Source organism: Rhizobium sp. CB3060, from assembly GCF_025200735.1.
Classification (GTDB): Bacteria; Pseudomonadota; Alphaproteobacteria; order Rhizobiales; family Rhizobiaceae; genus Rhizobium.
Map to the genome: position 1 here is coordinate 41,630 of NZ_CP104159.1, position 14,207 is coordinate 55,836.

Here is a 14,207-nt window from a genome sequence, read left to right on the forward strand (position 1 = left end):
ATGCTGAACGGAGAAAGACTTATCGAACGCCCCTTGCGTTGGGGGATGGTAGGCGGCGGCCGCACCGGGCAGGTGGGATACAAGCACCGAACCGGCGCGCTGCGCGACGGCACCTATCGGCTGGTGTGCGGTGCCTTCGACCTCGACGCCGAACGCGGTCGCGATTTCGGCGTGAACCTCGGGGTCGATGCCGAGCGCTGCTATGCCGATTACAAGGAGCTGATCGCCAAGGAGACGGCACGGGAGGACGGCGTCGACGTCGTCTCGATCGCCACGCCGAACTTCACGCATTATGAGATCACCAAGGCCTGCCTCGAAGCCGGCCTCCACGTGATCTGCGAAAAGCCGTTGTTCTTCAGCGTCGCCGAATGCGAGGAGATCGAGAGGCTTGCCGAGGAAAAGGGCCTGATCGTCGGCGTGACCTATGGCTTCACCGGCCACCCGCTGGTGCACCAGATGGCGGCGATGGTTGCCAAGGGCATGCTGGGTGAGATCCGCATCGTCGATCTGCAATACACGCACGGCTTCAACGCGGGCGATGATGTGAATGCGCCCGAAGCCGTGAAGTGGCGCACCAATCCCGTAACCGCCGGCCCGACCTTCGTTCTCGGCGATATCGGCACGCATCTCTATTACCTGTCCGAGGTCGTGCTGCCGCACCTGAAGATCGAAAAGCTTCTGTGTGACCGCAAGGCGTTCATCCCGAGCCGCGCGCCGCTCGAAGACCATGCCACCGTGCTCATGCACTATGACAACGGCGCGCGCGGCCGGCTATGGGTGTCCTCCGTCAACGCTGGCAACATGGGATCGCAGCGTTACCGCTTCGTCGGTTCCAAGGCTTCCGTGGAATGGTCCGACAGCCATCCCGACCAGTTGCTCTATGACGTGCAGGGCGAGCCGAACCGCATCCTGCATCACGGCATGCCTTATCTCGAAAAGGAAAGCCTGGCAGTTGACCGCATGGGCGCGCTGCATACCGAAGGTCTCGGGGACAGTTGGTCGAATATCTACCTTTGGATTGCCCAGGCCATCGACGCCAAGCGACGCGGCGACGAAGCGTTTCTCAGAGATCATCATTATCCGGGCATCAAGGCCGGCACCGAAGGTGTCCGCTGGCTGGAGAATTGCGTGCGTTCGGCTGACGCTGGCTCTGCCTGGATCGATTTCAAGTGATCAACCGGGGGCGCGCTGATCCCTCCCAACTCCTCCCAAGTGCGCCCCCAACCCTCTCGCAACAAGAAAGACAAGGCCATGAAACTTTCCATTTGCACCGATGTGATGGGGAACCTTTCCTTCACGGAGATGCTCGACAAATGCGTCAAACTCGGTGTCGAGGGTATCGAGATGACCGGCGGCGGCTGGTCGCGCGCACCGCATTTCCGCGCCGACGAGCTCCTCGAGGACAGGCAGCTTCTCAAGACAAAGCTGAAGGAGATCGAGGCGCGTGGCCTCGAAATCGCCGCGCTCAACTGCTCGGCAAACCCGCTTGATCCAGGCGACATGGGCAAGCGCCATCGCAGGGAAATGGAGCAGACCATCCGCCTTGCCGGCGAGATCGGCGTGAAGACCATCGTCACCATGTCGGGCCTGCCGGAAGCGGCTCCCGGCGACAGCGTTCCCAATTGGCTCGTCTATACCAAGAGCTGGCCTGACGAGATGCCCGAGCGTGACCGCTATCAGTGGGAAGACCGGGCCTTCCCGCTCTGGCATGATCTGGTGAAGCTGGCCAAAGAAGTTGGCGTCGAAAAATACGCGCTCGAAAACTTCTCGGCTATGCTGGTGTGGAATCCCGAGACCCTTTTCCGCCTTCGCAACGAAGTCGGCCCGACGGTCGGGATGAATCTCGATCCGTCCCACCTGATGTGGATGGGTGCGGACCCGATTGCTTCGGCGCGCGCGCTCGGCGGCGCGATCCATCATTGCCACGGCAAGGATACACGCATCGAACGCGGTTTGGCTGACGTGAATGGGCTACTTGAGCTCAAGGACGTCACCGACGTCGCGAACCGTAGCTGGAACTATGTCGCCGTCGGCGCCGGCCACGATCTGCAATGGTGGAAGGAGTTCTTCTCCGTCGTTCGCATGGTTGGCTACAATGGTTGGGTCAGCCTCGAAATGGAAGATTTCACCATGTCGACGGACGCTGGCATCCAATCCTCGATCGACGCGCTCCGGGCCACGATCAGCCGATGAAACGACCGTACAAGTTCATCGTCACGATTGAGCTTGTTCCGGGGACGCGGGACGAAATCCTCGCCCGCGCCCCGGACGTACAGGCGAGGACGAGGGCGGAAACCGGTTGTCTCTCCTACGACTACTTCACCTGCACCGATGACCCCAACCGCTTGGTTTTCGTCGAGGCCTGGAGAGACGAAACCGCCTATGCGGAGCATCTTTTGCAGGAGCACACGCAACGCTTCCTGGAATTCTACGAACCCTTTCACCGCTCCTTTACCTTCGAGACAATCACGGCTGAAACCTGAATGCGCAACTCCACCACCATAACCACCGCGCCCTGCTGCTGGGGTGTCGATGATGTGAAAAATCCGCATCTGCCGCACTGGGAAAAGGTGCTGGACGAGGCGCAGCAGGCCGGCTTCGGCGGGCTGGAGCTCGGGCCCTATGGCTATCTGCCCCTCGATCTCGGCCTGGTCTCCGAGGCGCTGAACAAGCGCGAGCTAACGGTCGTCGCGGGTACCATATTCGATGACCTTGTTTCGACTGGAAATCGCGAGAACCTTTTGCGGCAGACCGATGAAATCTGCGCGCTGATCACCCATTTGCCGGGGCCTCAGAACCATACGGGCCAACGTTACGCCGCGCCTTACCTCACCGTCATGGATTGGGGCCATGACGAGCGCGACTATGCTGCAGGTCACAGCGATCGGGCTCCTCGCCTCAAAGAGGCTGCATGGAACGGAATGGTCGAAAATATCCGCGCCATCGCCACGCTCGCCCGTGACCGATATGGCATGCGCGCGACCATTCATCCACACGCCGGTGGCTACATAGAGTTTGCCGACGAGCTGGAGCGTGTCGTCAATGACATCCCCGCCGACCTGGCCGGTCTTTGCCTTGATACAGGGCACATGGTCTATTCCGGCATGGATCCGGTAGCCACCTTGCGCCGCTACTGGGATCGCGTCGACTACATCCATTTCAAGGATATCGACGCCAAAATCTATCAGGACGTGATGGGCAAGCGCATCCGGTTCTTCGATGCCTGCGCCGAAGGTGTCATGTGCCCAATTGGACGCGGATCCATCGATTACACCGCGGTGCGGGCTCTTCTCACCGAACTCGGTTACGGCGGCTACATCACCATCGAGCAGGAGCGCGACCCGCGCAACGCCGGCAGCATCCTCGATGATCTGGCGGCCAGCCGGACGTTTCTAACACAAGTTGGTTTCTAAACAGCGGGGCGTTTCGACATGAAATCACTCGACGTCATCACGATCGGCCGATCCTCGGTCGACCTCTACGGTCTGCAGGTCGGCGGCCGGCTCGAGGACATGGGCTCGTTCAACAAATACATTGGCGGCTCGCCCACCAATATCGCCTGCGGTGCCGCCCGGCTTGGCCTCAAATCCGGCCTCATCACCCGGGTTGGCGATGAGCATATGGGTCGCTTCATCCGTGAACAGTTGACCCGCGAAGGCGTGGATGTCGGCGGTGTCGTCACCGATCCGGAGCGTCTGACGGCGCTCGTACTGCTCGGCATCCGCGACGAGGACACGTTCCCGCTGATCTTCTACCGCGAGAACTGCGCCGACATGGCGCTTTGCGAAGACGACATACGTCGGGATTACATCGCCTCGGCGCGCGCAGTTGTCGTAACCGGCACGCATCTTTCCAATCCCCGGACCGAAGCGGCCGTCCTCAAGGCGCTCGGCTTTGCGCGTGAAAGTGGCGCCAGGGCTGCCCTCGATATCGACTATCGGCCGAACCTCTGGGGTGTCGCCGGTCATGGCGAAGGGGAGAGCCGGTTTGTCGCAAGCCGGGAGGTCACGCAGAAACTTCAGTCGACGCTACATCTTTTCGATCTGATCGTGGGGACGGAGGAAGAATTCCATATCGCCGGCGGAACCGCGGATACCGTCGCGGCACTGAAGGCCGTTCGTGCCGTCTTGTCTGCAACACTCGTCTGCAAGCGCGGCGCCAAGGGCGCCGTGGCTTTCGAGGGCGCCATTCCGGACAATCTCGATGCCGGCATTTCGGGCGAAGGCTTCCCGATCGAGGTCTTCAATGTGCTCGGCGCCGGAGACGGCTTCTTCTCCGGTCTTCTCAAGGGCTGGCTGGATGGCGAAGATTGGCCGACGTCGCTCAAATACGCCAATGCCTGCGGCGCATTCGCCGTATCCCGCCACGGCTGCACGCCGGCCTACCCCTCGCTTGAGGAGTTGGAATTCTTTCTGAAACGCGGGGTCAAGCGCAGCGATTTGCGAAACGACCAAGCCGTCGAACAGATCCATTGGTCGACCAATCGCCATCGCAATCATGGGCAAGATTGGTCGGACTATCGGATCTTCGCCTTCGACCATCGCATTCAGCTTGAGCAGATGCCGGGCTATACACTCGAAAAAGGCGGCGCCTTCAAGGAGCTTTGCCTGCAGGCGGCGGTGCAGGTCCAAGCCGGCCGTTCCGGTTACGGCATTCTCTGCGACAACCGGATCGGCAGAAAGGCGCTGCACGCAGCCTCCGGCGCCGGTCTGTGGATCGGGCGGCCCTGCGAATGGCCGGGTTCGCGGCCTCTGACACTGGAACCCGAACTGGGCAGCGACTATGGCGGCCTGGCCGAATGGGGGCGCGACAACGTCGTCAAGGTGCTCTGCTTCTGCCATTCCGATGACGACGCCGCAACGCGCGCCGATCAGGAAGCAACCGTGAAGCGCCTGTTCGAGGCATCGCGCCGCAACAATCTGGAGTTCCTGCTCGAGATCATTCCGTCGAAGGTCGGGCCGGTCAACGACGAGACGACCGCGATCCTGATCCGGCAATTCTACGAGATCGGCGTCTTCCCCGATTGGTGGAAGCTCGAGCCGATGAAAACCGCCACCGGCTGGTCCAACGCCATCGCTGCCATCGAGGAGAACGACCGGCATACACGCGGCATCGTCGTGCTCGGCCTCGATGCGCCGGAGGCGGAGCTGGCCGCGAGCTTCGAGGTCGCTGCTGGATTTAGTCTGGTCAGGGGCTTTGCCGTTGGCCGAACCATCTTCGGCGACGTCGCACGCGCCTGGATGAATGGTGAAATCAAAGACGCCGCCGCCGTTGAAGAGATGGCAAGGCGCTATCGACGCTTGTCCTCGATCTGGGACGAAGCACGGACGGCCGCACGGGAGAAGGCAGCATGACAAAGACAATCAAGCTTACAGCCGCACAGGCTCTGGTCAAATGGCTCTCGGTCCAGATGACCGAGGATGGCGAGCGCTTCATCGAGGGTGTCTGGGCGATCTTCGGCCACGGCAATGTTGCGGGGCTCGGCGAAGCCCTGCACGGCATCGGCGATGCATTGCCGACGTGGCGTGGCCAGAATGAACAGACCATGGCCCATGCGGCGATCGCCTATGCCAAGACAAAAAGGCGCAAGCGCGCTCATGCCGTGACTTCCTCCATCGGGCCGGGAGCCACCAACATGGTGACGGCGGCAGCATTGGCGCATGTCAACCGCCTGCCGGTGCTATTCATCCCGGGTGACATCTTTGCTAACCGGCGGCCCGATCCCGTTCTTCAGCAGATCGAGGACTTCGATGACGGCACGGTTAGCGCCAACGATGCCTTTCGGCCTGTCGTGCGCTATTTCGACCGCATTGCCCGGCCCGAACATTTGTTGACCGCGCTGCCGCGCGCCTTCTCGGTCATGACGGATCCGGCCAATTGCGGGCCGGTATGCCTTGCTTTCTGCCAGGATGTGCAGGCGGATGCCTATGATTATCCCGAAAGCTTCTTTGAGCCCAAGGTTTGGCGTATCCGGCGGCCGGAGCCTGATCCGCGGGAATTGGAAGAAGTTGCTGTCTTGATCGGCGCTGCCAAGAACCCGGTGATCATTTCGGGCGGCGGCGTGCTTTATTCCGACGCGGAAGATACGCTCGCCGCATTCGCGAAACGCCACAACATCCCGTTCGTGGAGACCCAGGCAGGCAAGGGGGCGAACGCATGGGATAACGCCTTCAATTTCGGCTCGCCCGGCGTTACCGGATCCGAATGCGCCAATCGCCTGTCGGAGAAGGCGGACCTCGTGATCGGGGTCGGTACCCGCTTTCAGGATTTCACCACCGGATCATGGGCGCTGTTCAAGAACGAGGGGCGAAAGCTCATCTCCATCAACCTGCATGGCTACGACGCCACTAAACATGGTGCGGCGCCGGTCGTCGGCGACGCACGTGTGACGCTCGAGAAGCTTTCCGTCCTGCTGGGCAACTATCGGGCTCCGTCGTTCGATGCGGAAAGCAGGGTTCAATGGCACGAGACGGTGAAAGCCGTCACGGCTGCGCCGCAGGCCGATCTTGTCAACCATCTTCCCACGGATGCGCAGGTCATCGGTGCCGTTCAACGCGTGGCCACCGACAAGACCGTGGTGATGTGCGCCGCCGGCACCATGCCGGGTGCGCTGCAGGTTCTGTGGCAGTCCGTCAAGGGTGGTTATCACATGGAGTACGGCTATTCCTGCATGGGCTATGAGGTGGCAGGCGCCATGGGCATCAAGCTTGCGGCGCCCGATAAGGAGGTCATCTGCTTTGTCGGAGACGGCTCCTACATGATGGCCAATTCCGAACTGGCGACCGCAGTGATGCGACGCGTTCCCTTCACCGTCGTTCTTACCGACAACCGTGGCTATGGCTGCATCAACCGCCTGCAAATCGAGTGCGGCGGGGCCGAATTCAACAATATGTACAAGGACACCAATATTGAGGTCATGCCTGAGCTCGATTTCGTCGGTCATGCGCGCTCGATGGGTGCCCAAGCGGAAAAAGCCGCTGACATCGCCGATTTGGAAAAGAAGATCGCCGACGCACGCTTGCGCTCGATACCGACGGTCATCGTCATCGATACGGATGCGGTCCCCGGCACGGGAGCGGGCGGACATTGGTGGGACGTTGCCGTCCCGCAGGCCGGCGGCCCCGAGCGGCTTGAGCGCGCCCGCGAACACTATAATCGAAACGCCCGCGACCAGCGGACCTTCGACTGAGGGCGATCGAGCATGGCCGATCTTTTGCGCAAACCCTTTGGCAGTCATGGCCAAGTCCATGAGATTACGCCTCAATCGGCAGGCTGGCGGTTCGTCGGCCTCTCGCTGTATCGCCTGCGCGCCGGAGGTCGAGTGGATCATGGAGCGGGATGCAAAATGATCAAGCGTGCACTTCCAGCCGTCGTGTCATGGAGATTCGTCTCATGCCGCTGCTGAAGTTTCATCTCCTTAAAGGGCGTACGGCTGACGAAGTAGCCTTGCTGCTGGACGCTGCCCATGACGCGATGGTCCAGTCATTCGGCGTGCCGCGGGACGACCGTTACCAGGTCGTGTCGGAATACCAGCATCCTTATATGCAGGCCTGCGACACCGGGCTGGGAATCCCGCGGACTGAAAAATTTGTGCTCGTGGAGGTCATCTCGCGACCCCGCGGCCGAGAAGCGAAAGTCGCCTTCTATCAGAACCTATGTTCGGCACTCGCGGACAAATGCGATGTGCCAGCCTCCGACGTGATGGTCTCATTCATCGAGAATTCCGATGAGGATTGGTCGTTCGGTTATGGCCGTGCGCAGTTCCTGACGGGTGAGCTCTGACACAGGAACCTTCATTTCATGAGATCAGCCAATTTTATTGCTAGAGCGGGAGCAGGGCGCAATGAAATTATTTTTAAAATGGTTTTCCGGACTTAAATTCAGATTCAAGGTTGCAGGCGGCTTTCTTGTCATATTGATTTTGGCTGCAATTGTCGGCTCGGTTGGATATTCCGCAATTGTCGACCTGTCATCGCGCTTCAGCATCGTTGGTCGTTCTGCAGAGGTCACCAACGAGATGCAGTCGACATCGCTTCAGCGAGAGCGATATTTGTTCGATCCTGGCATCGAGAGTGCCAGCGCCACGCGCCAGCGGATCCAGGATCTCAACGCGGCGCTCGTAACGCTTTCTGAAGCGGTAAAGAACGATCCGTTGGTCACGGCCAAGGTCGCGGAAGTCAAGGCGACGGTCGATGAGTTCGCTTCCACATTTGACGGAGTGATTGCACAGACAGATCAGCAGCAACAGCGCCTTGCCACGCTTCAGCGGAGTATTTCGGATCTGGAAGCGCTGGCGGCCTCGATCAATGATGCCGTGGGCAAGGAAGAGAGCCGAATCCGGGTCGCAGCAGACGCGGCGAACAAGGAGTTGAGCGCTGCCAATGGGCTGCTCGGCAGCGCGGTCAAACTCCAGCAGGGTGCGAACTCGATCAAAAGCATCCAGCAGGAAAGCGGCGGTGCGTTCCTGGGCGATTTTCTTCAGCAGGCGAAAACTGTCGCTGAAAGCATCGTCGTCGAGACGGAAAAACTCAATGGACAGCAAATAGACGGTTTGGACCCGGCGGTGCTTCCGAAACTCGCCCAGGCAGGCAAACTGCTTGAACAGTCGCTGGACGACATTGGCAGCACCGAGGATTTCAAGAGGAAATTCGACGCGCAAACGATCGTCGGAAAAACGGTCAACGAAATCCTCGCTTTGACCCAAAGCATCCAGGCGCAGACCTTTCCGCTGGTGGACGCCGCCATGAACAAGGCATCCGCATCGTCGGCGGAGCTTTCCAAATTCAGGGAGCTCGCAGTCCAGGCCGAAACGCTCGGCAGATTGGCGCTCGCTGCCCGCGCCGAAATGCTCAAACTGTTCGGGGGGTTCGGCGATACCGATCCGGCGCCCGTCGAGGAACAGCTCAAGGACCTCGTTGCGCTGGAAAAGACCATTGCGACTGCAGCAACCGCACTTCCCTCCATTGCCGACGACGTAAAGCAAATCCCTGTCTCGATTACGATCTTTGACAAGGCGTTCAGGGAAATGCTTGTTGCGCAGGCCGATCTGGCAAGGGAGCGGGAACAGCTTGCGAAGCTGACGACTGAGGTCAGTTTGAAAATCGATACGCTCAATGCCGAGCAAATTAATACCGCTCATACGGCAGCCGGTTCTGCCACATTCAAAATCGGGGTCACCGTTCTGGTTGCAATTGCCGGCGGCATCTGCCTTGCCGTCCTGCTCAACTTCGCCATTAGCCGCCCGATCCAATCCATGACAGACGTCATCCGAAAGCTCGCAAGCGGCGAAAACGACGTCCTCATCCCCGGCATTAATCGTGGGGACGAGATCGGCATCATGGCAAAAGCCGTCCAGGTTCTGCGAGCGACCGCAATCGAAAAACTCTCCCTCGAGGATAGGGCCGAACAAAATCGACGCGAAAGCGAGATCGAGCGTAACAACCGCGAGCGTGAAAAATTACTGGAGGCCATGAAGCTTCAAAAGGCCGTCAATGCCTTGGCTGCCGGTCTTAGACGCCTTGCTTCCGGCGATATCTCCATCGACATTGATGAAAAATTCAGTGATGAACTGGATCGGTTGCGCACAGACTTCAATTCGGCGCAGGCCCATCTTCGCGTCGCCTTGTCTGATGTCGAACGAAGCGCCACTTCCATTCGCTCCAACACGCGCGAACTCGATTTGGCGGTGAATGACCTTTCTCGCCGGACGGAAAAGCAGGCGACGTCTCTTGAGGAGACAGCCGCCGCCTTGGAAGAGATCACGGCCACCGTAAGTGCCTCCGCCGACCGCGCCAACGAAGCCGGGCAGATTGCCGCGAAAACATCCGACGCGACGTCGCATGCGCAGGATGTCGTGCGAAACGCGGTTTCTGCCATGGCCAAGATCGAGCAATCGTCGGAAAAAATCCGACAGATCATCTCCGTCATGGACGATATTGCGTTCCAGACGAACCTGCTCGCGCTCAATGCCGGCGTAGAAGCGGCGCGCGCAGGCGAGGCTGGAAACGGCTTCGCGGTTGTGGCGCAGGAGGTCCGCGAACTGGCGGCAAGATCGGCCACGGCGGCCAAGGAGATCACCTCCCTGATCAACACATCCAACGCGGATGTCACTGCCGGCGTCAGCCTTGTTACGGAAAGTGGTGGGACACTCCAGGAGATCGATCGCTACGTCAACGACATGCACCAACGCGTCAAGGCAATCGCCAATTCCTCTCAGGAGCAATTTGCCAGCATCTCATCGGTAAATTCCGCTGTGCGTTCCATGGATCATATGACCCAGCAAAATGCCGCTATGGTGGAAGAAGCCTCGGCCAGCACGGCAGCTTTGTCAGGGGAAGCCGAACGGCTGCATGACCAGTTTGCGCGTTTTGAACTTGGCGGAACTGAAGTCAAAAATCTTGAAGATGGGGTGACGGCTGCGTAGCGATTCTGGTCGAACGAGAGACCACGGCTAGGACCTTCGCCGGGCCTCCAACGTGGTCGATCCGAAGTCGGCGGAAAGGACCGCGTCTTTCAGTGCGCGGGAATAGGGATGCTGCGGATTGTCGAGGACGGCGCGCGCCTGGCCCTGCTCGACGATTTCGCCTTTGCGCATGATGATGATCTTGTCGCTGATGTAGTAGGCCGTCGCGAGATCATGGGTGATGTAGATGATCGAAAGCCCCAGCTCGCTTTTCAACTGCCCGAACAAATTGACGATCGACATGCGCAGCGATGCGTCCACCATGGAAACGGGTTCATCGGCGACGAGAAGGCGCGGCTGGGGGATGAGGGCACGCGCAATGGCGGTGCGCTGTAGCTGGCCGCCGGACAGTTCGTGCGGGAAACGGCCTTTCACCTCCGCAAGGCTAAGGCCGACATGCGCCAATGCGGCATCGGCTATCCGCTCGATCTCTTGACGATCCGGTCGCTGCGAGCCTGCCGAAAAGTTGCGGGCCGTTTCGAAGAGATAGCGGTCGACCCGTTTCAGCGGATTGAATGCCTCGAAAGGATTCTGCAGAACAGGCTGCACCTCTCTCATGAAGGCTCGGCGCTCGGCTGCGCCATGGATGGCGACGGCTTTGCCGCGGAAATCCAGCTCGCCTGCGGACGGTGTCGTCTGTCCGAGGATCATCGCCGCGATCGTCGATTTCCCCGAGCCCGACTCTCCGACGATCGACAGGATTTCCGGCTCTTCGCTGAGCTCGAAGCTGACATCCTTGACCGCCGTGATCTGGCGCCGGCCGAGGATGCCGCCTTGCCGGAAGATCTTTGTGACATGCGAGAGGGTAAGAAGAGCGCTCAAACCTGGTCTCCCGTAACGGCAAAACAAGCCACGCGCCGGCCGGGCTCCACTGTAACTAGCGGCGGAACTTTCTGCGTGCAGATATCCATTCGCTTCGGACAGCGCGGATGAAACCGGCAACCCTCCGGCGGCATGGCAAGATTGGGAGGACGTCCCTCCAGTGACGGCCGCGTCTGGACGTCGCCGATGCGCGGCAGGCTCCCAACCAGATGCTGCGTGTAGGGATGAAGCGGCATGTTGAAGAGCTTGCGGGTCGGCGCTTCCTCGACCAGGCGGCCGGCATAGACGATTCCGATGCGGTCGGAGACGGTCGCATGCACACCCATATCATGCGTGACGAACAGGAAGGACGAGCCCATCTCGTGCTGGATTTCGCGGATCATCGAGAGGACATCGCGCTGGACGATGACGTCGAGCGCGGTCGTCGGCTCGTCCGCGATGATAAACTCCGGGGTCAGGATCGTGGCGAGCGCGATGGTCATACGCTGGCGCATGCCGCCGGAGAGTTCATGGGGATAGGCGTCGAGCAGATTTGGATCGAGCTTCAGCCGCTGCAGATGGGTGGCGACTTTGTCGAAAAACTGGTCCCTGCCGACTTTCATATGCCGAAGTGCGAAATCCGTGAAGGAATGACGGATGCGACGCACCGGGTTGAGCACGTTCATCGAGCCTTGCATGATATAGGACAGATGCAGCCAGCGCAGCGCCATGCGCTGCTCCGGCTTCATGGCATAGATATCCTGCGTGCCGCCGGCGAAATGGAACGTCACCTTGCCTGAGACGACCCTGAGCGGCGGCCGGATGGCGCCGGCGATGGTCTTGATCAGGGTCGTCTTGCCGCTGCTCGACTCCCCGGCAACGCCATAGATCTCGCCGCGGCCGATCGTCAGGCTGATATCGTCGACGGCGCGCACCTCGCGGTCGACGCCGTAGAGGAAGGCGCGGTAGTAGGCTTTCAGATTCTCGATTTCGACCAGGGCATCCATGGCTAACCTCCCATCCGATTGAGCCGGCTGCGCGGATCGTTGTATTCGTTCATCGACATGGACAGCAGGAACAGCGCCAGGAAGAGGAGCACGATGACGGCAACGGGCGCCGCTACCCACCACCATGTCCCGGCGATAAGCGCCGAATGGGCATTGGCCCAATAGATCATCATGCCCATGGTCGGCGTCTCGATATCGGTGAAGCCGAGCACCGAGAGCGTGATTTCCATGCCGATCGACCAGATCATATTGTTCATCGTCGTGGCGAAGACGATCGGAAGCACATAGGGAAGGTGCTCCTCCACGAGGATTTTCCGCATGCTCATGCCGGAATAGACGCTCTGGGTGGTAAATGGTCTTGTCTTGAGGCTGATTGCGACGGAGCGAATGAGCCTTGCATCGTAGGACCAGCCGAGCGAGGCCATCACCACGATGAGAACGCTCCAGGTCATGCTGTCCTTTAGCACGAAGTAGAACAGGATCAGCAACGGAAATTGCGGGATGACCATGACGCTGTCGTTGATCGCCATCAGCACCCGGTCGACCGCGCCGCCAGCATAGCCGGCAACGAGACCGACCACCAGCGATATGATGCGCGAGAGAAAGGCGACGCCGATGCCGAAATAAAGCGTGTTGCGCAGCGCAGTGGCGAGCTGCCAGAAGACGTCCTGGCCGCGCGACGTCGTGCCGAGCCAATATTGGCTATCGGGCGGCATGTCTGGCGGCAGAAGATAGATGTCCGTGGGGCCGTATGGCGAGAAATAGGATACGACTATCAGGCCGACGATGACGGCGAAAAGCAGCAGGCCGCTCAAGAACTCCACGTTTTGCCGCGCGAGGTCGCGGATGATCGTAAACATGCTCTATTCCACCTTGATGCGCGGATCGATAAGCGGGCTAAGGACGTCGATAATGAAGACGGCCGCCGCGACACCGACGATCGACAATGCGCTGAGGCCGAGGACGAGGCTGTAATCACCGGCATGCACCGCTGAAATCAGCAGGTTGCCGATGCCGGGATAGCCGAAGACGATCTCCGTGATCACCGTGCCGTTGAAGATGGCGCCGAGCGACATCGCAAGGCCAGTGAATTGCGGCACCATGGCATTGCGAGCGATATAGGAGCGGAGAATGCGCCTTTTCTGGACGCCGCCGAGTTCGGCAAAGACTACGTAATCCTCGGTGATGATGTTGGAGACCAAGGCACGCATGCCGATCAGCCAACTGCCGGTGCCGACGAGAATCAGCGAAAGCGCCGGCAGGATCGAATGCTTCAGAATGTCCAGGATCAGAGCCAGAGACAGGTTGAGATTGGTGTTCATCTCATAACCGCCGTTGATCGGCAGGATCGGCCACACGTAACCGAAGAGGATGATCAGCACGAAAGCGAAGATATAGTAGGGGATCGGTTGCATGGCGATGAAGATGAGGCTCACGGCCTTGAGCGCCATGTTTTTCCGATAATACCCAGCCAGCGCTCCGACTATATTGCCAAGAATGAATGTGATCAGCGTCGAAACTGTCATGAGCCCAATCGTCCAGGGCAGGGAGCGCAGGATGATTGTGGAGACGGGCGTCGGGAAGGCCGAGAGCGAGGGGCCGAGATCGCCGGTCGCAAGACGGCCCCAGAAATGCAGGTATTGCTGCCATATGGACCCTTCGAGACCGTAAAGCGCACGAAGGGACTGTCGCATCAATTCGACGGCGCGCGGGTCGGACTGACCCATCTGCTGAATCGAGCCGATGCTTTCCTCGACAGGATCGATCGGTGTCAGATGCGTAACGAAGAAGGTCGCGGAAATGCCGATGAAGACCACGAGCAGGAACTGGCCGAACCGCCTCAATAAGAAAACAGGATAAGACGCCATACCGCGGTGTTCCTTGCTGCTGGCACTTGCTTCAAGAAAGTTCGCCGGACCTGCCTAGTGTCCGGCGAC

The 14,207-nt window shown here is 59.8% G+C and carries 13 protein-coding genes and 1 pseudogene; 9 read left to right on the forward strand and 5 right to left on the reverse strand.

Features of this window, described 5'->3' with window-relative positions; translation table 11 throughout:
* The 8 genes and pseudogenes from N2601_RS19780 (at position 1) to N2601_RS19815 (ending at position 7,782) form a co-directional block, all read left to right on the forward strand.
* Entirely contained in the window at positions 1-1,173 is a 1,173-nt protein-coding gene (locus N2601_RS19780; RefSeq protein WP_260304590.1) for a Gfo/Idh/MocA family protein, read from the forward strand.
* A 78-nt stretch (positions 1,174-1,251) separates the two neighbouring features.
* Positions 1,252-2,193, forward strand: a complete 942-nt coding sequence (locus N2601_RS19785) for a sugar phosphate isomerase/epimerase family protein (protein ID WP_104825980.1) — start codon at positions 1,252-1,254, stop codon at positions 2,191-2,193.
* Positions 2,190-2,483 carry a putative quinol monooxygenase gene (locus N2601_RS19790; RefSeq protein WP_104825981.1) on the forward strand — a complete coding sequence of 98 codons (294 nt, stop codon included), beginning with the start codon at positions 2,190-2,192 and terminating at the stop codon, positions 2,481-2,483. The genes N2601_RS19785 and N2601_RS19790 overlap by 4 nt, the downstream gene beginning before the upstream one ends.
* Positions 2,484-3,413 (forward strand): TIM barrel protein, encoded by a 930-nt coding sequence (locus N2601_RS19795; protein WP_104825982.1) that lies wholly within the window; start codon positions 2,484-2,486, stop codon positions 3,411-3,413. It begins immediately after the preceding gene.
* A gap of 18 nt (positions 3,414-3,431) precedes the next feature.
* Positions 3,432-5,354, forward strand: coding sequence for a bifunctional 5-dehydro-2-deoxygluconokinase/5-dehydro-2-deoxyphosphogluconate aldolase (locus N2601_RS19800; RefSeq protein ID WP_260304592.1), 1,923 nt, complete (start codon positions 3,432-3,434; stop codon positions 5,352-5,354).
* Positions 5,351-7,189 (forward strand): 3D-(3,5/4)-trihydroxycyclohexane-1,2-dione acylhydrolase (decyclizing), encoded by a 1,839-nt coding sequence (gene iolD, locus N2601_RS19805; protein WP_104825984.1) that lies wholly within the window; start codon positions 5,351-5,353, stop codon positions 7,187-7,189. Before N2601_RS19800 ends, iolD begins: the two co-directional genes overlap by 4 nt.
* 12 nt (positions 7,190-7,201) lie before the next feature.
* Positions 7,202-7,315, forward strand: a pseudogene (locus N2601_RS19810) (5-deoxy-glucuronate isomerase); the annotation flags it as partial.
* Between the two features lie 77 nt (positions 7,316-7,392).
* The gene (locus tag N2601_RS19815; RefSeq protein ID WP_104825985.1) at positions 7,393-7,782 is read left to right on the forward strand and encodes a tautomerase family protein; all 390 of its coding nucleotides are present in this window, start codon (positions 7,393-7,395) and stop codon (positions 7,780-7,782) included.
* Between the two features lie 187 nt (positions 7,783-7,969).
* Here the strand turns inward: N2601_RS19815 and N2601_RS19820 are convergent, their stop codons facing one another.
* Positions 7,970-8,659 (reverse strand): hypothetical protein, encoded by a 690-nt coding sequence (locus tag N2601_RS19820; RefSeq protein WP_260304593.1) that lies wholly within the window; start codon positions 8,657-8,659, stop codon positions 7,970-7,972.
* 36 nt (positions 8,660-8,695) lie between these two features.
* Between N2601_RS19820 and N2601_RS19825 the strand changes: the two genes are divergently transcribed.
* Entirely contained in the window at positions 8,696-10,423 is a 1,728-nt protein-coding gene (locus N2601_RS19825; RefSeq protein ID WP_260304594.1) for a methyl-accepting chemotaxis protein, read from the forward strand.
* 27 nt (positions 10,424-10,450) lie between these two features.
* Here N2601_RS19825 and N2601_RS19830 read toward each other — a convergent pair whose 3' ends face one another.
* The 4 genes from N2601_RS19830 to N2601_RS19845 are packed head-to-tail and all read right to left on the reverse strand — an operon-like array spanning position 10,451 to position 14,138.
* A complete protein-coding gene (locus N2601_RS19830) occupies positions 10,451-11,284 on the reverse strand; it encodes an ABC transporter ATP-binding protein (protein WP_260304595.1) in 834 nt (277 codons plus the stop codon).
* Complete coding sequence (locus tag N2601_RS19835) at positions 11,281-12,270, reverse strand: ABC transporter ATP-binding protein (RefSeq protein ID WP_260304596.1); 990 nt, start codon at positions 12,268-12,270, stop codon at positions 11,281-11,283. Before N2601_RS19835 ends, N2601_RS19830 begins: the two co-directional genes overlap by 4 nt.
* A gap of 2 nt (positions 12,271-12,272) precedes the next feature.
* Positions 12,273-13,130 carry an ABC transporter permease gene (locus tag N2601_RS19840; protein ID WP_104825989.1) on the reverse strand — a complete coding sequence of 286 codons (858 nt, stop codon included), beginning with the start codon at positions 13,128-13,130 and terminating at the stop codon, positions 12,273-12,275.
* A 3-nt stretch (positions 13,131-13,133) separates the two neighbouring features.
* Entirely contained in the window at positions 13,134-14,138 is a 1,005-nt protein-coding gene (locus tag N2601_RS19845) for an ABC transporter permease (RefSeq protein ID WP_104825990.1), read from the reverse strand.
* Positions 14,139-14,207: the final 69 nt, after the last annotated feature.